The 21,204-nt window shown below is 59.6% G+C and carries 12 protein-coding genes and 1 tRNA gene; 10 read left to right on the plus strand and 3 right to left on the minus strand.

What is annotated here, in order from left to right; genetic code table 11:
• The first annotated feature begins 121 nt into the window (after positions 1 to 121).
• The 9 genes from NKI88_RS04260 to NKI88_RS04300 all read left to right on the plus strand — a co-directional run bounded on the left by NKI88_RS04260 (position 122) and on the right by NKI88_RS04300 (position 17,185).
• The gene (locus NKI88_RS04260; RefSeq protein ID WP_352653868.1) at positions 122 to 1,660 is read left to right on the plus strand and encodes a sigma-54-dependent transcriptional regulator; all 1,539 of its coding nucleotides are present in this window, start codon (positions 122 to 124) and stop codon (positions 1,658 to 1,660) included.
• A gap of 389 nt (positions 1,661 to 2,049) precedes the next feature.
• On the plus strand, positions 2,050 to 3,876 hold the full coding sequence (gene mepK / locus NKI88_RS04265; protein ID WP_023728404.1) for a peptidoglycan L,D-endopeptidase MepK: 1,827 nt from the start codon (positions 2,050 to 2,052) through the stop codon (positions 3,874 to 3,876).
• Between the two features lie 120 nt (positions 3,877 to 3,996).
• Positions 3,997 to 4,070, plus strand: a tRNA-Gln gene (locus tag NKI88_RS04270).
• Positions 4,071 to 4,642: 572 nt separating this feature from the next.
• Positions 4,643 to 5,101, plus strand: a complete 459-nt coding sequence (gene brxF / locus NKI88_RS04275) for a BREX-3 system P-loop-containing protein BrxF (protein WP_352653870.1) — start codon at positions 4,643 to 4,645, stop codon at positions 5,099 to 5,101.
• Between the two features lie 20 nt (positions 5,102 to 5,121).
• Positions 5,122 to 8,847 carry a DUF6079 family protein gene (locus NKI88_RS04280; protein WP_352653872.1) on the plus strand — a complete coding sequence of 1,242 codons (3,726 nt, stop codon included), beginning with the start codon at positions 5,122 to 5,124 and terminating at the stop codon, positions 8,845 to 8,847.
• Positions 8,848 to 8,890: 43 nt separating this feature from the next.
• Entirely contained in the window at positions 8,891 to 11,662 is a 2,772-nt protein-coding gene (locus NKI88_RS04285) for a DNA methyltransferase (RefSeq protein WP_352653874.1), read from the plus strand.
• Positions 11,663 to 11,730: 68 nt separating this feature from the next.
• Positions 11,731 to 14,469 carry a DEAD/DEAH box helicase gene (locus NKI88_RS04290; RefSeq protein ID WP_352653876.1) on the plus strand — a complete coding sequence of 913 codons (2,739 nt, stop codon included), beginning with the start codon at positions 11,731 to 11,733 and terminating at the stop codon, positions 14,467 to 14,469.
• A complete protein-coding gene (pglZ, locus tag NKI88_RS04295) occupies positions 14,466 to 16,466 on the plus strand; it encodes a BREX-3 system phosphatase PglZ (RefSeq protein ID WP_352653878.1) in 2,001 nt (666 codons plus the stop codon). Before NKI88_RS04290 ends, pglZ begins: the two co-directional genes overlap by 4 nt.
• Before the next feature lie 5 nt (positions 16,467 to 16,471).
• Entirely contained in the window at positions 16,472 to 17,185 is a 714-nt protein-coding gene (locus tag NKI88_RS04300) for a hypothetical protein (protein WP_352653880.1), read from the plus strand.
• Positions 17,186 to 17,395: 210 nt separating this feature from the next.
• On the opposite strand, the gene NKI88_RS04305 is transcribed toward NKI88_RS04300, so the two are convergent.
• From NKI88_RS04305 to NKI88_RS04315, 3 genes are read right to left on the minus strand one after another with little or no spacing between them, the layout of a single operon-like run.
• Positions 17,396 to 18,286 (minus strand): plasmid partitioning protein RepB C-terminal domain-containing protein, encoded by an 891-nt coding sequence (locus tag NKI88_RS04305; protein ID WP_352653882.1) that lies wholly within the window; start codon positions 18,284 to 18,286, stop codon positions 17,396 to 17,398.
• Positions 18,283 to 19,176 carry a plasmid partitioning protein RepB C-terminal domain-containing protein gene (locus NKI88_RS04310; RefSeq protein WP_352653884.1) on the minus strand — a complete coding sequence of 298 codons (894 nt, stop codon included), beginning with the start codon at positions 19,174 to 19,176 and terminating at the stop codon, positions 18,283 to 18,285. The genes NKI88_RS04305 and NKI88_RS04310 overlap by 4 nt, the downstream gene beginning before the upstream one ends.
• Entirely contained in the window at positions 19,176 to 20,750 is a 1,575-nt protein-coding gene (locus NKI88_RS04315; RefSeq protein ID WP_352653886.1) for a recombinase family protein, read from the minus strand. Before NKI88_RS04315 ends, NKI88_RS04310 begins: the two co-directional genes overlap by 1 nt.
• Here NKI88_RS04315 and NKI88_RS04320 point away from each other — a divergent pair.
• Positions 20,706 to 21,182 carry a hypothetical protein gene (locus tag NKI88_RS04320; RefSeq protein ID WP_352654084.1) on the plus strand — a complete coding sequence of 159 codons (477 nt, stop codon included), beginning with the start codon at positions 20,706 to 20,708 and terminating at the stop codon, positions 21,180 to 21,182. The two genes, NKI88_RS04315 and NKI88_RS04320, sit on opposite strands and share 45 nt — an antisense overlap.
• Positions 21,183 to 21,204: the final 22 nt, after the last annotated feature.

Here is a 21,204-nt window from a genome sequence, read left to right on the forward strand (position 1 = left end):
GGGAAAGGACAAGCCGGTCAAATCCTAAGGAATTCGTTCACCGGGTTTTTTGAAACCTTGTTTAGAACCCTGTGCCAAGATGATCCATGGGAATTTCCCAGGCGGGCAACTCAAATCAGTCATGACAGGTTCCATTCTTATAGTCGATGACGATCCCGTGCAGCGCCGGCTGCTCGAGGCGGCGGTGACGAAATTTGGCCACAGCGCCATCGTTGCCGATGGCGGCGAGGCCGGTCTGAGCGCGCTTGACGGACCCAATGCGAGGGATATTTCGGCAGTCATCCTCGACCTTGTCATGCCGGGCCTCGACGGCATCGGCGTGCTGAAGGCGATGCGCGAGCGCGGCATCACTGTTCCCGTCATCGTGCAGACTGCGCAGGGCGGCATCGAAACGGTGGTTTCGGCGATGCGCCACGGCGCTTTCGATTTTGTCGTCAAGCCGGCGTCTCCCGACCGGCTGCAGACCGCGGTCGGCAACGCGCTCAAGGTCGAGGCGGTCGAGGACGAGGTCAAGCGCACGTCGCGGCGTCGCGGCGGCCACCTGACCTTCAAGGACATGATCACGCACAGCCCGGCGATGGACCGGGTGATCCGCCTCGGCCAGAAGGCTGCGGCCTCCAACATCCCGATCCTGATCGAGGGCGAATCGGGCGTCGGCAAGGAATTGGTGGCGCGCGCCATCCAGGGCAGCGGCGAACGCCGCACAAAGCCGTTCGTCACCGTCAATTGCGGCGCCATCCCCGACAATCTGGTCGAATCGATCCTGTTCGGTCACGAAAAAGGTTCGTTCACCGGCGCCACCGAAAAGCACACCGGCAAGTTCGTCGAGGCGCATTCGGGCACCCTGTTCCTGGATGAGATCGGCGACCTGCCGCTCGACGTGCAGGTCAAGCTGTTGCGCGCCGTGCAGGATGGCGAGGTCGATCCGGTCGGCGGCCGTTCCACCGTCAGGGTCGACATCAGGCTGATCTCGGCCACGCACCGCAACCTTCTGCAGCAGGTCAAGGACGGCAAGTTTCGCGAGGACCTGTTCTACCGGCTCAACGTTTACCCGATCGTCGTGCCGCCGCTGCGCGACCGCCGCGACGACATCCCCTATCTGGTCAAGCATTTCATGGACAAGGTGGCGCCGGCGGGCAATCGCCTGCACGGCATCTCGGATGCCGCACTGGCCATGCTGCAGGCCTATGATTGGCCGGGAAACATCAGGCAGCTGGAAAACGCCGTGTTCAGGGCCTCGGTGCTTGCCGAAGGCGATGTGCTCACGACTGACGAATTTCCGCAGATCCGGGCGCAGGTCGACGGCACCGTCAATCTCGACGCCGATGCGTCCTTGTCGGGCCCCGGCATGGCCTTGAGCACCGGATCGCAAGGCGATGGCGCGCAGACTGATGACGCCGGTACTGCAGCTGCCGAGCTCGCCCCTCCGGCCAGGTTGCTTCAGCGTTTCGGCACATTGAGGGCGCTGGACGAGCGTGGCAATGTGCGTGCGCTGGCCGATGTCGAACTCGAAATGATCAAGCTCGCCATCGACCATTACAACGGCCAGATGAGCGAGGTCGCACGGCGTCTCGGCATCGGCCGCTCGACGCTCTACCGCAAGCTCAAGGAATACGGCATCGACCCGGAAACCGGCCGCCTCGACCGCCTTGCCTCCTGAACGCCGAATTCCACAGCTTGCCAACGCAAGGCCGGGACCAGCTTGCCATGCCACATCCGGCGCTGCATAAGGGTTGGGGCGGGAATATGGCTGATGCGGACAGCGTTGTTCACGCATTAAGGCCAGCGGTAACAGATCGTGTAGCGGGAAAAGGCTGAATCTTGATCTAAACCAGCAGTTTACCAAGAAATCCTGTGTATTATTTTTGACGGGATATCGCCACGGTGTTACCGCATTTCGGCTTCAATAAGCGATGATTAACCATTAGGATCGATATTCGGATGTGAGAACCACGCATCCGTTTGGACAAATCCGGGGACAAACGGCAGCCTGCAAGGCCTTTTGATTTGAACAAAGTCGAACGACACAGAAACGGGCGGCGCGATCACATGGGCGTCTGGCCGAGATGGCTGGCAGCGTTGATCGTTGCGTTCGCTTTCCTCGCCGCAACTGCTGCCGGCGCCAGCGCTGAAACGCGCTCGCTCAAGCTCTATCACCTCCACACGCACGAAAAGGCCGAGATCGTCTACAAGCGCAATGGCCGCTACGATCCGGCAGGCCTCAGGAAGATCAACATCATCCTGCGCGACTGGCGTCGCAACGAACCGACCAAGATGGATCCGCGCCTGCTCGATCTGGTGTGGGAAGCTTACCGGCAGGCCGGCGCCACCGACTACATCCAGGTCGTTTGCGGCTATCGCTCGCCGTCGACCAATTCGATGCTGCGCAGCCGCAGCCGCGGTGTCGCCAAGGAAAGCCAGCATATGCTGGGCAAGGCGATGGACTTCTACATTCCGGGTGTGCCGCTGAAAAAGCTGCGCAACATCGGCCTGAAGATGCAGGGCGGCGGCGTCGGCTACTATCCGTCGTCGGGTTCGCCCTTCGTCCACATGGACGTCGGCAATGTGCGGCATTGGCCAGGCATCAGCCGCCAGGAACTGGTCAGCCTGTTCCCCAATGGCAAGACGCTGCATGTGCCGAGCGACGGCAGGCCGTTGCCGGGTTATGACCAGGCGCTCGCCTCCTACAAGGCGCGCAAGGGCGCCGGTTCTCCTGCCATCATGATGGCCAGCGCAGGCGGCAGCACCAAGAAATCCGGTGGCTTCCTGTCCGCGTTCTTTGGCGGTGGCGGTGAAGACGAAGCCGACGACAGCGCCGATGTCGCTACCGCCGCGCCGCCGCCGAGAAGCGTGAAGCCGGTGCTGGCTGCCACGAGCAACAACAACAGCAATCTGCCTGGCATCGCGATCGTGTCGCCGCAGAACGCCAAGCGCGCCAACATTCCGCAGCTTGCCGACGACAGCGCTGACGATTCGGAGCCGCAGGACACGCCAGAGACGATCATCGCCGCGCTGCCCGCCAAGGAAGTGCCGCTGCCCGCTTTCGCACCGCGGCCGAAGGCCGATGTCGGCGCGCAACAACCTGAGACCGTGCCGTTCGGCGTGGCCGATGCCACCACCGAACAGACGGTGGCGACGGCGCAGGCGCCGGCCAATGTGCCGTTCGGCACGGCCGATGCGAGCAATGCCGACCAGGGGGCCGATCAAGCTGCCGCTCCGGCGCAGGTCGCGGTCAACGTCCCGTTGCCGACCTGGCGTCCCGACCGCTCTTCGCCGCCGGCTGAGCTTGCGCCGCAGGACAAGGGCGTTCTGCTGGCGCTGGCCGATACGGCTGCCCACAAGCAGACCGCAACCGACGCGTTCTCGGTGCTGCCGTCGCAGCGTCCGGACGAGGTCAAGGCGGTTCTCGAACAGGCCAGCGCCGCCGATACAGCCGGTGCTACCGACGACTATCAGGTTGCGTCGCTCGAGCCTCGCTCGGCGTTCAACGATCCGTCAGGTGTCGATGCCGCATCGCCGCGCGGTGCTATTGCTGCCCGTCCCGCCGGTACCGATCCAGCCTCGGTGATCGGCGCCGGCGTCAAGACGACACGCAAGGAAGCAAGGGCTTCGGCTCGCGACCTGAAGCCAGGACCGAAGGCAGTGGTGGTGGCGGCCGAACCGCAGGCGGCGCGCTGGGCGCTGAGCAGCGGCGACAACATCGCCACCGTTTCCAGCCCGACGACTGCGCCGCGCTATGCCTACAACATCGTGCATACGCCGCCGAGCGAGGTCTACACCGCAGGTTTCCAGGCGGACAACCAGATGGCCGATGCCAACCGCTTCACCGGCAATGCCGTAAAATTCCTTTCGGTCGCCCGCTTCCAGACGAAGTAAGGGCGTGACCGGGGCGTTATCGACTCGAAGCCGCGCTGGGCAACCTGTGCGGCTTTTGTTTTTAGCGAGATCTCGAGCACTGGCTTCCATCGCCACAGAATGCTAACCACCAAGCTGCATTCCCGCTTCGTCTAATGGTAGGACAGCGCCCTTTGAAGGCGTGAATCGTGGTTCGAGCCCATGAGCGGGAACCAATGCTTTCAAGTACTTAGAAGATTTCCTCGCTGGATTGTCCAATATTTGGCCGATAATCGCCGTGATGGCGAAGGGCGATAAGCAGAGCGGCGACCCCCCGAGATTTGGTTTCGCCGCCCTTTCGCACCGATCGGGACTTTGAGCGAGGCATGGCGCTAGCAGTGACTATCGCCACCGTTTAGTAATGGCCCGCATTGAGGTCGGTCGCGCCGCGGGCTGGATCGCCACCAAGAGGTTACATCGCTTTAGTCTCTCGACGAGTGGCGTTCGTCGCAACTGACCGGCGCCTAAGCGGTGCGCCTGCTGCGCATGGCCTATTGGCTACCAAGCTCTGCAGCTTTGAGACGTCAGACGGTCACCCGAAGGTGACGAGGGGTTGGAATTGGAAGTTACTTGTCTGTTCGTGACATGCGCCATAAGCAAGAGTTGGGGGAAGCTTTAGTGAGTCACAATCCTCGTCCAAGACAAGAAATCGGGCGCCGGGGCGGCTGTGGTAAGCGCGCGCCTCAATCGTCGAGGCGCGCCGCTCTGTGCCGACATGGGACCGGACTGATCGTTCGGACAGTCGCGCATGCTTGAGACGCTCAACCAGCGGGTCGAGGACGTTGCTACCCTCAACAGCAAACTGATCCTCTTGGTCGGGCCGCCCAGGTCCGGAAAGACGAAACTGTTGAATGCTCTGGCGGAGCGGCGGCAGTTCGGCGTAGTCAACGTCGGCGCGGCCCTGGGGCGTCTGCTGCTGGAGGTCCCAGGCACTCGCCGTCATGCCGAGGCGGGTGGCATCTTCAAGGATGTGGCGGCAGGGCATGCCGTGGAGGGACTCGTCCTGCTTGACAATATCGAGCTGCTGTTCGACCGCTCACTGCAACTCAACCCGCTTGATCTGTTGAAGCGACAGGCGCACGTGCGACGGGTCGTAGCGGTCTGGCCCGGTGAGCTTAGCGGCGGCCGGCTCACCTACGCGGCGATAGGGCATCCAGAATATCAGGACTACGGCGTCGATGGCCTGGTCCCGTTTAGAACCAATTGATGGGGGAAGGCGAGTTTTCGATGCGTTACAGCGATCTAATTCAGTTTGAGCCGATCGAGTCGGTGATCCAGCTTCTGGACGCGAACCGTCCAGACGAAGCCAAGAAGCTCGTCGCGACCTATGTTATTTCCGACGACATGGCCGAGAGGATCAGCAAGCAGATCATCCCGCAGCTGTCTTTCGACGAGTCGGTCGACCACAAAGGTGTCCTGATCGTTGGCAACTACGGCACAGGTAAATCCCACCTGATGTCTGTTCTTTCATTGGTGGCGGAGGATGCCGCCTACGTGCCGATGATCCGCCATCTCAAGGTCGCCGACGCTGCCGGCGCCATCGCGGGAAAGTTCAAGGTCCATCGGATCGAGATCTCCAGCCAGATGTCGTTACGGGATATCATCACGCAGCAGCTGGAGCTTTTCCTCGAGAGGCAGGGCGTCAGCTTCTCCTTCCCACCTGCCGAAAAGGTTGTCAGCAACAAGCCAGCCTTCGAGGAGATGATGGCGGCGTTCGCCGATGTCCATCCGAACCATGGCGTGCTGCTCGTCGTCGACGAGTTCCTGGAGTATCTTCGGTCCCGCAAGGACCATGATCTGATTCTTGACCTTTCGTTCCTGCGCGAAATCGGCGAAGTGACAAAGCATTTGCGCTTCCGTTTCATGGCTGGTGTTCAGGAGGCGATCTTCGATAGCAGCCGCTTCGCGCACGTGGCGGACAGCCTCAGACGCGTTCAGGAGCGGTTCGCCCAGGTGCTGCTGGCGCGGCAGGACGTCAGTTTCGTGGTCGCCGAGAGGCTGCTCAAGAAGTCGGCCGATCAACAGAACAAGATCCGAGCCCATCTCACGTCATTCGCCAAATTCTACGGCTCTATGAACGAGCGGATGGATGAGTACGTCAGGCTGTTTCCCGTTCATCCCGAATATATCAGCACATTCGAGCGCCTGATCTTCACCGAGAAGCGTGGCGCGCTGGTGACGCTGCGGGACCAGATCCAGGCAATCCTCATCGATGAGGTGCCGACCGATCGGCCCGGTCTGATCGGCTATGATAAGTTCTGGGACACGGTGACGTCCAACTCGGTGCTGCGCGCTGACCCCAACATCGGCCCGGTTCTCAAGGTGTCAGAGATCTTGGCCGAGCGCGTTCAGAAGGCCTTCACGCGTCCTGCCTATCGGCCGATGGCACAGCGCATCGTCAATGGCCTCTCCGTGTATAGGCTGACGACGGGCGGCGACATCTACGTTCCGATCGGGCCGACCGCCGAGGAGTTGCGCGACACGCTGTGCCTCTACCAGCCGGGCATAGAGGACATGGGAGGTGAGCCGGCCGCTGATCTCCTCTCGCTCGTGCAGACAGTGTTGCGAGAAACGATCAAGACCGTAAATGGGCAGTTCATTTCGAAGGCGCCCGATACTGAGCAGTACTATCTCGATCTGAAGAAGGACGTTGACTACGACGCCCAGATTGAGAAACGCACCGAGGCCTTATCAGATGATGCGCTCGACCGCGCCTACTACGGCGCGATCCGCCAGCTGATGGAGCGTACTGACGACACTGCCTACGTCACAGGCCATCAGATCTGGCAGTATCAAATCGAGTGGCAGGACCGTCGTGTCGAGCGCAACGGTTATCTGTTCTTCGGCGCGCCGAACGACCGGCCCACGGCTCAGCCCGAGCGGGATTTCTACATTTACTTCATCCAGCCGTTCGAACCGCCGCGGTTCCGCGACGAGACCAAACCGGACGAGGTGTTTTTCCGACTAAAGGGCCGGGACGAATCCTTCAAGCGTCACTTGTCCTTCTATGCGGCCGCCCAGGATCTCGCTTCGACTGCAAGCGGTGGCGCCAAGTCCACCTATCTCGACAAGGTGAACGACGCCCTGCGTGACATGAGAAAATGGCTGCAAGAGAAGCAGATGACCGCTTACGAGGTCACCTATCAGGGCAAGACCAAGACCCTGCAGGAATGGACCAAGGGTGTCTCACTCCGCGACAAGGCCCAGCTCGGGCCGGATGACCGGATCAATTTCCGCGATGTCGTGAACGTCATCTCCGGCCTGGCGCTCAACAACCAGTTCGCCGAGGTCTCACCCGAATATCCGACCTTCTCGGTGCTGGTCACAGAATCCAACCGCAAGCAGCTCGTGGGGAATGCGCTTAAGTCGTTGGCCGGTGGTACGCGGACCAAGGACGCTATTGGGATTCTAGACGCCCTGGAGATGTTGGATGGCGATCGAATCGATCCCACGCGGTCACGTTACGCGCGGGAGATTTTATCCCGCCTGAAGGGCAAGGGGCATGGCCAGGTTCTCAACCGCAGCGAACTGCTGAGCGGTTCGAGTGACGTCGAATATTTCGCGCCTCTCAAATATCGTCTAGAGCCGGATCTGCTGGTCACAGTGCTCGGCGGGCTCGTATATTCCGGTGACATTGTCTTGGCGGTCACCGGCGACAAGATCGACTCCGGTAAGGTCACGCTGCTCTCCGAGCGGGCCCTGGATGACCTGAAGCAGTTCAAGCACGTCGAGGCGCCCAAGGAGATCAATGTAGCCGTCCTGCGCGCGCTGTTCGAGTTGCTGGGGCTCTCGCCGGGACTGGCGCAATTGGCCACCCAGGGCTCCGAGGAACCCGTGAAGCAACTGGTCGAAGCTGTCGGCGGACTTGTGCGGCGTGTGCTCCACGCCACAACGGACATGCAGAGTAGGCTCAGCTTCTGGGGGCAGCCGCTGCTACGCGAGGATGAGATCCGCGAATGGCGCGGCCGTCTGGACGCCTTGAAGGCCCTCACCGAGAGCCTGTCGCCTTACAACACAGTGGGCAAGCTCAAGAACTTGCGCATCGGTTCGGACGATATCGAAGCACAGAAGAAGAACCTCGAGACGCTGGTGGCCATCGAACGGATGATGGAGTTTGTGGCCGAACTGGGCGGCACTGCGAGTTACCTGTCGCAAGCCGAAATAGTCATCTCGCCCGATCACACATGGGTTAGGCAGGCGGATGCCACGCGAAAAGATGTCTTCGACAAGTTGTCGAAAGATCGGACCGCTCAGCAGGGCGCCGGATATCGTCAAACGCTCTCCCAGCTGAAGAAGGATTACGTCACCGCCTATATCGGCCAGCACAGCAAGGCGCGGCTGGGAGTCGCGGAGGACAAGACGAAGGCGTCGCTGAGGAAGGATCCGCGCCTCACCGCGATGCGCGCGCTGGCCGGGATCTCATTGATGCCGACCAGCCAGCTGACGAGTTTCGACGACAAGCTGGACAAATTGAGAAGCTGCGCCGCGCTGGTGGAATCCGAGCTTTCAGCCAGCCCGGTCTGCCCGCACTGCCAATTCCGACCATCCAGCGAACAGAGCGATATGCTGCCTGCCGCCAACGTGCTCAAGCAACTCGACGATGAACTTGATAGGCTTCTCGAAAACTGGGTTCAGACATTGGTCGAGAATCTCGAAGATCCGATCATCCAGTCGAACTTCGATCTGCTGAAGGCGTCGTCGCGTAAGATCGTGACGGGCTTCGCGGAGAAGAAGACACTCCCGGAATTCGTCACACCTGAATTCATTTCTGCCGTTCAGGAAGCGCTGTCGGGGCTCGAGAAGATCAACGTGACTGGCGACGAAATCAGGGTAGCTTTGCTCCTAGGTGGGTCGCCAGCTACGCCCGACGATCTGCGCAGACGCTTCGAAACATTCCTCAATGACCGCTGCAAAGGTCGGGACACTAACAAGCTGCGCTTCGTGGTGGAGTGATCGCTATGCCCGCACATAGCCAAGAAAAAATGAGACCAAACCGATGAACGATCTCCTTCAATCCCATTCAAAACGGACCACCGCCTCGGTGGAATGCCTCGGCTTGACCTTCCCGAGCGAAGAAACTCGGAGGGAGCATTTCCTGAAGCTGCTTGCGGACAAGCTGAAGGATCCGGCCTTCCGCCAGCAGGAAGGCTTTCCGCAAGGGACCGACGAAGCCATCCTCGCCATGTCGGATCCGCCATACTACACCGTATGCCCTAACCCGTGGCTCGCGGAGTTCGTGACGCGCTATGGCAAGCCCTACGACCCCGCCGAAAAATACGCGCGGGAGCCGATGGCGATCGACGTGTCGGAGGGAAAAACCGACCCTCTCTACAAGGCCCATTCCTACCACACCAAGGTCCCGCACTTGGCTATCGTACCATCGATCTTACACTTCACCGAGCCTGGTGACATCGTGCTCGACGGGTTTGCCGGATCGGGGATGACGGGCGTTGCGGCGCAGTGGTGCGGGACGGCGCCTCCCTCCTATCGCCACAAGCTGGAGATGGAGTGGAAGAAGGCTGGGTCTGCGGGGCCGAAATGGGGGGCGCGCCGCGCGGTGCTGAACGATCTGTCGCCCGCGGCGACATTCATTAGCGCGAACTACAACCTGCCATTCGATGTCGATGCCTTCGCCAAGGCGGGGAAGCAGCTGCTCCGCGATGTCGAGCGCGAACTCGGTTGGATGTACGAGACGCTGCATTCGGACGGAAAGACAAAAGGGCGGATTGAATTTACCGTCTGGACGCAACTCTATAGCTGCCCGGAATGCACAGGTGAGGTGAACTTCACCGACGAAGCATTGGATGAAGAGACTAGGCGTGTAAAGGACGATTTCCCATGCCCGCACTGTGGAGCCGAACTCACAAAGCGAAAACTCGATAAGCTTTGGATAAACGAGATCGATGCGGCCACGGGCAAAGTCCTCAAGGTACCAAAGCGAGCGCCAGCTCTGATCTCCTACCGAGTTGGAAAAACCCGGTATGAGAAGAAGCCCGATGAGAATGACCTTGCCGTCATCCAGAAGATCGCGGGTCTGAATTTTCCTACTGTACTCCCAACGATCAAAATACCGCCCATGCACATGACGCACGAGCGCGCACGCATGGATCAGGCGGGTGTCACTCACTTGCACCATTTCTTTCTACCACGGGCCGCCCACGCTATTGGGCTTCTTTGGGGGAAATCTAAGGCTCACGCGGATGCTCGAATTAGAGCTGCCTTGATCTTTATGGTTGAGCAGTCGATTTGGGGCTTCTCGATTCTAAACCGCTATAGCCCCTCGCACTTTTCACAAGTAAATCGTGCGCTCAACGGGGTATACTATGTTGCGTCTCAAACTTCGGAATGTAGCCCCTGGTACAATCTGGGCGGTAAGTTGAACCGTCTAGAGAAAGCATTCCGTGGGTATCGCACCGGAGGAAGCTCCGCAGCGGTTTCCACAGGAACCGCTGCTTCATTGCCCTTGCGCGAGGCCTCGATTGACTATGTCTTTACCGATCCACCGTTCGGCGAAAACATCTACTATTCTGATCTAAATTTCCTAGTTGAGTCTTGGCATGGTGTGACGACGGATGCAGAGCCAGAAGCGATCATCGATCGATTCAAGCAAAAAGCTCTCCCCGACTACCAGCGCCTCATGCAACGTTGCTTCACCGAGTATTATCGCGTCTTGAAACCCGGCCGATGGATGACCGTTGTCTTCTCCAACAGCAAGGCATCGGTCTGGAATGCGATCCAGGTTTCACTGCAGCAAGCCGGTTTTGTGGTTGCGGAGGTGACCGCGCTCGACAAGGTGCAGGGAAGCTACCGCCAGGTGACCTCCACGACTGCCGTCAAACAGGACCTCGTGATCTCTGCCTACAAGCCCAATGGCGGGCTGGAACAGCGCCTAGCCGAGCGTGGAGCAGCGCCCGAGTCCGCTTGGGACTTTGTGCAAACCCATTTGCGCCAGCTACCTATCTCGAAGTCGAAGAATGGGGGGCTGGAGTTTGTGGTCGAACGCGATCCTCGCCGTATTTACGACCGTATGGTTGCATGGTTCGTGCGCCACGACTTTCCCGTACCGCTTTCAACCGAGGAATTCCTGGAGGGGCTGCGTAGCCGCCACTCGGAACGTGACGGCATGATCTTTCTTTCGGAGCAGGTCACCGAATACGATCGCAAGCGCGCGCAGTCGGCTCAAGCGCCGCAGATGGAAATGTTTGTCGCTGATGAGCGTAGCGCCATCGACTGGCTGACCGACTTCCTGCGTAAGCGACCGTCGACCTACCAGGAAATCCACCCCGAATTCACTACCCAGATTGGCGCGGGATGGAAGAAGCATGAAGAGAAGCCGGAGCTTTCCAACCTGTTGGAGGGCAATTTCCTACGCTACGACGGCAGTGGCGATGTGCCGAGCCAGATCCACAACTATCTCTCAACGAACTATCACGACCTCCGAAACCTTGAAAAATCCGATCCCCGGCTCAAAGCGAAAGCCAAAGACCGCTGTTACGTTCCGGACCCCAGCAAGGCGAAGGATCTCGAGCAGAAGCGCGAACGCTCACTGTTGAAAGAGTTCGAAGGTTACAAGACCATCGCCGGTCGGAGGCTCAAAGAGTTCCGTCTCGAGGTCCTCCGAGCAGGGTTCAAGACCGCGTGGGCGGCCAGGGACTACAAGACTATCATCGCGATCTCCCAGAAAATCCCGGAGGAGGCGCTCCAGGAAGATGAAAAGCTGCTGCTTTGGTATGACCAGGCGCTCACCCGCATGGAGGCTGATGAGTGACGCGTGGGGGTGGCGGGAAAAATGTAGGCGACTGGTGTTGGTATGAGCGGCATGGAGCGCCGTGCCGCGTGGTCGAGAGACAGGATGTGTGGGGCGAGACCGCCTACCGCGTCTGGCTCCCAGCCAAGGATGCCGTCATTCGCGCCCGCGCCCGTGACCTGCTCGGGCTGGATTCGGTCCGGCCAACCGTAGAGCAGATGAGGCATACGGCGGCAGCGGCTAAGCTTCTCGATGCGTTGGAGGACAACTTGCTTCTGGCGCCGATCCAGTCCAGCGTTGTTCCACTGCCCCACCAGCTCCACGCCCTGAGCCGGGCGATGAGCCGCGATCGGATCCGCTACCTACTGGCGGACGAGGTCGGGCTCGGCAAGACGATAGAGGCCGGACTGATCCTCCGCGAACTAAAGCTTCGCGGTATGGTCCGCCGCGTGTTGGTCGTCGCACCGAAGGGGCTGGTGCGTCAGTGGCAGACAGAAATGCGCCTGCACTTCGGCGAGACACTACAGTTCATCGAGCCGGCTGAGCTGTCGGCATTCCGTCAATGGCGGAATGATGAGGAGAACCTCTGGCGTCTACATGATCAGGTGATCTGCTCGCTGGATTCGGTGAAGCCGCTCGAGAGTCGTCGTGGCTGGAGCCTGGATCAGCTCAGCACCTACAATCGGGAGCGGTTCGAGGATCTGGTTTCGGCATCATGGGACCTCGTCATCATCGACGAGGCGCACCGCATGGGCGGCAGCACGGAACAGGTGGCGCGTTACAAGTTGGGTGCGGCGCTGGCGGAGGCGGCACCCTATCTGCTGCTCCTTTCCGCCACCCCGCACCAGGGCAAGACTGACCAGTTCATGCGTTTGATGCAGCTCGTAGATCGAGATTCCTTCCCCCACGAAGGCAGCGTCAATCGCGATCGCGTCAGGCCGTTCGTGATCCGTACCGAAAAGCGGGCCGCGATCGATGCGGACGGGCAGCCGCTGTTCAAGGCGCGGAGGACGCGGCTACAAGCCGTCGCCTGGCAGGATCGCCACGCGGCCCAGCAGCGGCTCTACGAGGCAGTCACCGACTATGTGCGCCATGGTTATAACCAGGCTATGGCCGCCAAGCAGCGCCACATTGGCTTCCTGATGATCCTGATGCAGCGGCTAGTGACGTCGAGCACCGCAGCGATCCGCACCACGCTCGAGAAGCGGAGGACCCTACTCGAACAGCCACAGCTTCAGCTGTCGCTGTTCGATGCGCCCGATTTAGACGATTGGGCCGAACTCGACGGCCAAGCCCAGGTGGACGTCGCCGTTCAAGCGAAGGGCTGGGAGATGGAAAAAGCCGAGGTCGATGCGCTCCTTGAACTCGCTCGAGCCACTGAAGCTCAGGGTACGGACGCAAAGGCAGAAGCGCTGCTGGAGCTGATCTACAAGCTGCAGCAGGAGGAAAACGATCCCGCGCTGAAACTGCTGGTATTCACCGAGTTCGTGCCAACCCAGGCTATGCTGGCAGAGTTTCTCGAGAGCCGCGGCTTCTCCGTCACCACCCTGAACGGGAGGATGGAGCTGGACGCGCGCACCAAGGCACAGCAGGCATTCGCGCAGGACGTGCGCATCATGATTTCGACGGATGCCGGCGGTGAGGGTCTGAACCTTCAGTTCTGCCACGTGATCGTCAACTTCGACATGCCGTGGAATCCGATGCGCGTCGAACAGCGCATCGGTCGTGTAGACCGCATCGGTCAGCCGCATATCGTGCGCGCGTTCAACTTCGTGCTCGAACAGACCGTCGAACATCGAGTTCGGGAGGTTCTGGAAGCCAAGCTCGCTGTGATCGCCGAGGAGTTCGGCTTCGACAAGGCGGCGGACGTGATGGATTCGGTCGAAACCGAGCCGCTGTTCGATGAGCTTTTCGTCCAGGGGCTCCAGAACCCGGACGCGATCGAAAAGGAATGCGATGCGGTCGTCTCACAGCTTCGATCAAGGCTCGCTGAAAGCCGGAATAGCAGCGACCTGATTGCCGACAGTCATGAGCTTGACGCCGACGACGCTCGCAAGTGGCGCGATCATCCGGCGCAGTTCTGGCTGGAACGGGCTATCACCATGGGATTGCCGGCGCGCGGCGGAGCCGCGATCAAGGAGGGTGATGCTTGGCGCGTGCGCTGGGTGGATGGAAGCGAGTCCGCCCGGGTGTGTTTCGATGCCCGCACCGCTGCGGAGCATCCGGAACTCGAATGGGTCACCTTGGAGGATCCACGTGCCCGCGCCGTGATCAACCAGCTACCTAGATGCGTGGCGGCACAGCCACTCCCGCTCGTCAGGATCGGGGGACTGCCCGATACGGTCAACGGCGTGTGGTCCCTCTGGGAGATCAGCCTTTCGGCCGAAGGATTCAGCCGAAGGCGGTTCTTAAGCATCTTCGTCGCCGACGACGGCCGAACCTTCATGCCGACCGCCAAGCGGATCTGGGATTTGCTTTTAACCGAGCAGATCGATCTTGCGGCTGTGCCGTTGGTGGACGATGGCGCGCGCTGGTTCGAAGCATCACACGACGCGGCACGCACGCAGGGTGAGCAGCGGTTTTTGCAGCTGGTCGAGGAACACCATGCGCGTCTTCGAGACGAGCGGGAGAGAGCCCGTTACGCTTATGATGCGCGCCACCAGGCGATCGGCCGCATCGGCCTGCCCACGGTGCGCGACTATCGCCGCAAACGTCTCTTGGCCGAACATGAAGCCCGCATGGCGATGCTCGATATCGCCGAGGCCTACACGCCCGACCTAAACGCGGTGCTGATGCTTCGGATCGGCCAAGAGAAGGCGGCATCATGAGCCGTTGGATCGAGCACATACTGAGAGAGTTTCCGTCGGAGCTCTCGCGGTTCTGGATTGCAGCCGACCCCGACAACGTCCTACTCGACGAGCAGATACTCGCGAGCCTACGCGGTCGAGGTTTCGAGCTGCTACCATTCGAGGATTCGGTCGCGTTCCGGACAGACTATGAGGAAAGGTATCGCACAGCCTGGGACCGAGGTGAACCAGGTCCAGCTGAAGCGTTGGTGCTTCATCTCCGCAGCGGCATCGTCGACGATTTGCCGTGGGATTACCTACGCGACGGACGACGAGTCAGCCTCAGCTTAGCGGACCTCTTTCCGAAGCTTAGCTACAGCGTCGTGCGCCAGATTGGGGCCGAGCATCTCGAGGCGCTGTTCGATGCCCAGCTGAGACATGCGGCGCAGACGCTCGGTGACGCCGGGACGAAGGATTTCATCCTCACGCATATATTCGGCGTGAGCCCATACCTGATTTCCCGGCCCGAGGCGCTTTGGCGCGAGCTGCTGCGGCTGCATTTCAGCGACAAGGTGCTTCCACCGGTTCTCGCCAGTCACGTCGCGAGCGTCATCGACAGCCAAGGCGCATTCAAGGAACTGCCGCTCGACGACCTATTCTCGTCGAAAGCTTTCTTCCTGAGGATGGTTCAGGACGCCTGGGATCAGTTTCTGGCGGGAAACGGATTGGTAAGCTCGCGGCTTGTGGACCCTGCCCGAAGCGGGCGTGAAAGCACGCCTGTCATCCCGTTCGAACATCCCGATGTTCGGGTCATTGTGGATTCGATGTTTCTCGACGGCACACTTCACCCGGTGGCGATCGAAGGGCGGCCGACAGGCATACCGGAGTGGGCGAAAGTCGGTGTCGTCGAGGATCCCGACGCTCTCGCGAAACTTGTGGCGGAAGGCGCCTCGCGTCTTGCTGGCTCACTGCCCGGCGCGGAAGCAACCCACCGGGACTGGGTGCAGTTGTCTCGCCGTCTGGGTGAGGTAATTTTTCGATTCCACAGTCTGCCGCCGGTTCAGGCCGAGCCGATAGGCGATCAGGTTCTCGAAGTTCAGAAGGCGGCCGATGAACGTCTTCGCGAATGGGTGATCGCGCACTACGCCGATTTGCCGTCCCTCCCTGTCGCAAAGGGGCCTGTGATGGTGCATCATGTGCCGCGGTTCCTTTCGCTGCGTCGTGATGCAGGAGAGGTCCGTGTGGCTCTACTAGTATTCGACGGCATGGCGATGGACCAATGGGTCCAAATTCGCGAGTGCTTGGCACAGCGAGCACCCCACCTCGCCTTCGAGGAGAATGGCTGCTTTGCATGGTTGCCGACGCTCACCTCTGTTTCCCGTCAAGCACTGTTCTCCGGCTTGAAGCCTCGGGAATTCGCTAACTCCATCGAAACGACAGCGCAGGAGCCGATCCAGTGGTCGCGATTCTGGCAGGATCACGGACTGCGCGCGAATGAGGTCGCCTATCGGAAGGGTATTAAGCGCACGGGGCAGTTGTCAGAGATCGAGGCGGCAATCGCCGATCCGGCGATCAAGGCGGCGGGAATTGTTGTCGATACGATCGACGAGGTCGTTCATGGCTCCGTCCTCGGAAAGCGCGGAATCGCAAACCAGGTCAAGTCCTGGTGCGACTCGGGATTCATTGAGCAACTATTCAGTAAGCTGCTCGAAAAGGGATTTCACATCTACCTTACGGCAGACCACGGCAACGTCGATGCCGTGGGAATCGGCCGGCTCAACCAGGGCGTTGCGACCGAGCTTCGCGGCGCGCGTGTGCGAACCTACCGGAGCGACGCCCTAGCCGCATCGACGCCAGGGGATATCGATGCGTCTCGGCTTGATATCGCCGGACTGCCAGCCGACTTCTTGCCGCTGTTCGCCCACGGGCGCGGCGCGTTTGTTCAGAAGGGCGAGCCAATCGTAGCGCATGGCGGCCTCTCGGTGGAGGAGCTCGTCGTTCCGTTCATCAAGGTAACCCACGCGAGTACGAGTAAATGAATGCAATGGCACCAAAGATCGGCTTTGATCGCTTCATCCAACTCGATTGGGCGGCTGCTGCGCTTCGCGTTCGCGCTGGCCTTTCCGATATCGAGGAATTGACGGAGCTGATCGACGCAACCCATTCGGGCGAACCGGCAAAGAAGAAGACCCGTACGGTGCTCAATCGTCTGTGGTTGGAGCCAAGGCCTGATCTAGTGGACTTTTCCGATCGCGGCATTCAAATTTATCGGGATTTCCCGCTCTCCCCCATTCCCGTGCTTACCTGGGGCATGGCCATCACCACCTATCCGTTCTTTGGAAAGGTGGCCGAGATTGTCGGGCGTCTGACCGGGCTGCAGGACGATTGCGCGTCCGCCGAGGTGCATCGGCGAATGGCCGAGATCTATGGCGAGCGTGAGGGTACCCGCCGCATGACCAACATGGTGCTTCAGTCTCAGACAAGCTGGCGGACGCTTGAGCGCACAGTGAATGGCAAGCGCTTGGTTCGCGTGCCGAAAACAAAGGTGAGCGAGCCCAAACTTATCGCATGGCTCGTGGAGGCGTGCATTCGATACTCAGGGCGCCCAATTTCCGTGGCGGCGCTTGCTTCAAATCCGATCATGTTCCCCTTCGAGATGAACGGAATGGTGCTCTATGCGTTGAGTACCTCCAGTGCAGTAGAAGTTCGGGCTACAGGTGGCCGAGACGAGGTCGCTCACCTCCGGAACGACGTTTGATACTGAATTTTGTGGATGGCTGCAGGCTGTAATCGGACGTTGGATTTGATTTTCGAATCCGCTGCCATCGCCGTTGAAGCTGCGCTGGCTGGACATATGACAGCCAACCTTGTGGGCGCCGAACGGGTTCGCCGTTATCCCCGCGCCGCCAGTCTGTCCGAGAGTGTAGCGTCTCCTGCGATCCCCGCTTTCGATGGGTCCGGTCCCCCGTTATGCCGCCTTCTGAAGTTCTGTTATCTTCTGGAACTCAGCAAGCAGGTCTGGATGGTGTTGCGCCATATGCCGCACAATACGAGCGTTTTCGAGCAGGCGGGCCACATACCCTGTCGCGAGGACGACATCCAGGTGATCGCTTCCGTAATCCTGTTCAATCGCCTTGAATTCACGGTCGAGCGTGGATGACTCGCCCTCCATCAATTCGATCTGTTGCTGGCTTAGACCCTTCACGGTTTTGACGTCTCGAACGAGCTGGCTGTCAGGTGTCGCAGCCACCAGGGATTTCGCATAGCTGATGGAGTATTTGTTCATCGCGATCATCAGTTCGGCAGCTTCGATCTGCCTGATCGATTTCAGTCTCTTCAATTCTCCGAACGTGTGGATCGGCACATGCCTGTCCTTAAGCAGTTCAACGACTTCCGGACAGATACCCTCCAGCAGGCTGCGTTTGTGGCGGATGCTGTTTATGTTGACGTTCAAAGCCCGTGCGAGCCGCTCTTCCGACACGCCCTTCTCGATCGCCTTTAGGATCATCTTGTGTTCCTGGATGATGGCGATCCGGCTGATACGCTTGTTGTAGGTGAACGCCTCATCTTCGGTGGCCACCAGGCACACGACTTCGGTCTCGCCACGCCCCCGCAGGATGTCGATCCGAATATGGCCATCAAGCAGGTGGAAGCGGGTTCTGTCGGTGCTATCCCTGACCACGACGGGAGGTTCGATGATGCCTACCTCGGCGATGGAAGCGGCGATCTGGGCATACTTCACCGATTTTATTACCGAAGGCGTGAGTTGCCGGAGCGGCAATATCTCATCGATCGAAATACGGAGGCTCGCGGTCTCAAACGCTATTTTGACGAGAGCTGTTTTGCCGGCCGTACTCATGGATTGGATGCCTCCAGGCGATCAAGACGCTGCGCCAAATTCTTGGGCAAGGTCGTCAGCCCTTCCTTGGAGAGCAGGTCCCGGAATTCATCGTCGTGCAGCAGCCTGCGCATGGCTTCAGCGATAAAGATGAGGCGGTTCCTCGCTGCCTGCGCGCGCCTGATCAGCATCCGCTTCCGATCCGTATCTTGTTGGTAAGCGCGGACAAGGGCCTCCGTCGACAGTCTCCTCGGCTTCAAATGCGGGTGGTTCTTCAGCCGCTTGCCCTGAACTCGTCGCTGCTCAACAAGCCGTTTCGCGGCATGGAGCTTTCTTCCGCGAAGCAGGTTCTTCTCGTAAGCGTTCTGAAGTGCAGCCTGGACATCCTGGTCGTCCGCCTCCGCTATGTCGAGCGCGACGCTGAACGGAATGTGACCGGATTCCACCGCTCGCAGAAGGCGCTGCTCGCCGGTTTCAAGAAGCCTAACCACCGCATGGATGTATTCCGCCGTGAGTCCTGTCTTCCTGGCGATGTCGGCAATGCTATGCCCACGCTGTTTCATGCGGCCGATGTCGTTGAGAAGATCGATCGCGTGGTGTTTTCTGCGTGCGCAGTTCTCGACCAGACTGGCCACGAGACAGTCCTCTGGATCGGCTGCTACGACAAGAGCGGGGACCTCATGTTGGCCAAGCGCCTTGTAAGCCTCCAGCCTGCCCTGTCCGCAAACCAGATCGTAATATGGTCCTCCCGCCTCGGCGCGACGGGCAACTGTTATCGGACGTTTCAGACCAATTTCGGAGATGTTATCGACGATATCACTGAAGTTTCGCTTGTTGCGTATTCTGGGATTGACGATCGTGATCTTTTCTATGGGGATCATTTCAACCCGCTGCGCCGGCGTCGCGGACATTATGCGGCCTCCTCTATCAGGGTTCGTGCGGACATCTCATAAAAAGTATTCAGCGTCTCGAATCGGTATGCATCGAGAGATAACCCGTTGTGCTCGCAAAGACGCAAGACGGCCGTATGCATGTCCAAACGGGGAAGCAGATAGTAGTCTCGCGGCTCCGCGTTTTTTGAATCCATACGTATTGCGATCGTCAAATCTGGGTTCAGCTCCGTATCCAAACGAAGCTTCCAGCGAAGCAAACCTGCCCCGGTATGGAAGCATCTGACGATCACAATGCATGCGGTGAACTCGTGATTCACCGTCAGCATGTCCGTTGACAAATCCTGTTCGATAGTTCCCCCAGCTGCCCTGATTCTCTCCATCACCTCCGCCATCACGTGAGGGTGCATCCTTCGAAGGGCGCGATTTATCTCCAGATATCGATAGTCGTGATCGGGAACGAACCCGACGAGAGCATAGGCGCGCAGCAGACTGCCAAAGCGGGACGTGTACGAGCTGCTCGAGGGGCAGTCCTCTGCCTCGTCGATGATGATGCCAGAGAGGTGACCGTTCTTCGCCAGAATTGCGCCGAGGAGGTTCAGCATGCTCTCGTCCGACAGACGATCCGACCTTGCTCCGATGATGGCTTGTGCCCTGATGAAGGAATTCTTGTCGACGATCGCGTCGAACACCTCGTCGGCTCGTACCCAGGCGTCCTCAGGATTTCGGACATGCGACTGCTTGAGTTTGAAGGACGTACGTGCCCACACGTTGTTCCCGATGTATTTTTCATTGATCAGGAGCTGATGCACCGTTCCCCTCGTCCAAGGCCGTTCGAGGTCTGACAGGATTCCACGGGCGTTCAAAATCTCGGCGATTTCTCGCTCGGTGCGGTTCTCGGTTATGAACTTCCGATAGACCTCTCGTACGGTGTCGACCTCATGTTTTGGCCCAGGGACAAGGATGACCCGATCGGTCGCGATGCTCTTTTGTTCGCCTCGTTCGAGTTCGGCTTTCGGATTTTGGTTCTGATCGACAAGAACCCGACGTAATCCGTATCCGGCGGCGCCGCCCTGCCGAAATCCAAGGCGAATCAGATGAGCCTGGCCGGCGAAAACTTTCACGGAGAGTTCACGGCTGTATTCGCCGGCCATCGCCCGCTTGACTGTTTTTACAATGGAAGAGCCGATGCTGCCGTCGTTCTCGAACTGCTCGGCGCAGTAGTGAACGCGAATCCCGGCGTGCTTGCATCTAAGCTCAATCGCGGCCGCTTCGTCGGGATCCTGAAAGCGTCCCCATCGGCTGACATCGTAGACAAGAATTGCTGCGTAGTCCGAGCGGCCGCTTTCGGTGTCGTCCAGAAGGGCCTGCAAGGCATCCCTTCCGACAAGACGTAGGCCGCTTTTGCCCTCGTCCGCGTAAGTTCGGACGATTTCGAAGCCGCGCTCCTCTGCATACCGTTGTATCACCGACGCCTGGTTGTCGGTCGAGTACTTCTGGTGCTCGGTCGACATGCGAACGTATTGGGCGGCTCGAATCCTGGAACGCGCGTGCCGGGCTTCGCTCCCGCCCGTCTGGTTCCAATTGATTACCATCTCGGGCCACGTGCGGAACAAGCAGGAAGCTGCGAAACGATTTTAGCTCAAGGAGCCGGAAATATGTTTCCGAAAAGCGGCAATAAATTTCCAGAAGGATCCATTCGCGCAACCGAAGCGGCATATGCAGCAGCTATCGCCAAAGCCTTGGCATCCGAGGTCGGCACAAGCCGTCTAGCGACGAAAACGGTGATGTTTTGGACGGGTGCCAGTGACCGTAGCGCGAGGCATTGGTTGAACGGAGATCATGGCCCAGGTGGTTTGCACCTCATTCTATTGGCCAGGAATTCGACGGCGGTAATGAAGACAATCATGCAGCTAGCCGATCAGGAAGGACTCGAATTGACGATTGAACTCTCGGCCGCGCGGACAGCTCTCATTCGAGCAACAGCGATCGTCGAAGCCTTGACATCCAAGGGCAGGCAAGATTGATGCACGAGCTTTGGCCGTCTCG

It is taken from the genome of Mesorhizobium sp. M0317, from assembly GCF_040321555.1.
In the GTDB taxonomy this organism is placed as follows: domain Bacteria; phylum Pseudomonadota; class Alphaproteobacteria; order Rhizobiales; family Rhizobiaceae; genus Mesorhizobium.

Coding starts and splice junctions, on each gene's coding strand:
- NKI88_RS04305 (WP_352653882.1), bottom strand. CDS start 18,286: ATGAGTACGGCCGGCAAAACAGCTCTCGTCAAAATAGCGTTTGAGACC.
- NKI88_RS04285 (WP_352653874.1), top strand. CDS start 8,891: ATGAACGATCTCCTTCAATCCCATTCAAAACGGACCACCGCCTCGGTG.
- NKI88_RS04315 (WP_352653886.1), bottom strand. CDS start 20,750: ATGGTAATCAATTGGAACCAGACGGGCGGGAGCGAAGCCCGGCACGCG.
- NKI88_RS04280 (WP_352653872.1), top strand. CDS start 5,122: ATGCGTTACAGCGATCTAATTCAGTTTGAGCCGATCGAGTCGGTGATC.
- NKI88_RS04300 (WP_352653880.1), top strand. CDS start 16,472: ATGGCACCAAAGATCGGCTTTGATCGCTTCATCCAACTCGATTGGGCG.
- pglZ (WP_352653878.1), top strand. CDS start 14,466: ATGAGCCGTTGGATCGAGCACATACTGAGAGAGTTTCCGTCGGAGCTC.
- NKI88_RS04310 (WP_352653884.1), bottom strand. CDS start 19,176: ATGTCCGCGACGCCGGCGCAGCGGGTTGAAATGATCCCCATAGAAAAG.
- NKI88_RS04260 (WP_352653868.1), top strand. CDS start 122: ATGACAGGTTCCATTCTTATAGTCGATGACGATCCCGTGCAGCGCCGG.
- brxF (WP_352653870.1), top strand. CDS start 4,643: ATGCTTGAGACGCTCAACCAGCGGGTCGAGGACGTTGCTACCCTCAAC.
- mepK (WP_023728404.1), top strand. CDS start 2,050: ATGGGCGTCTGGCCGAGATGGCTGGCAGCGTTGATCGTTGCGTTCGCT.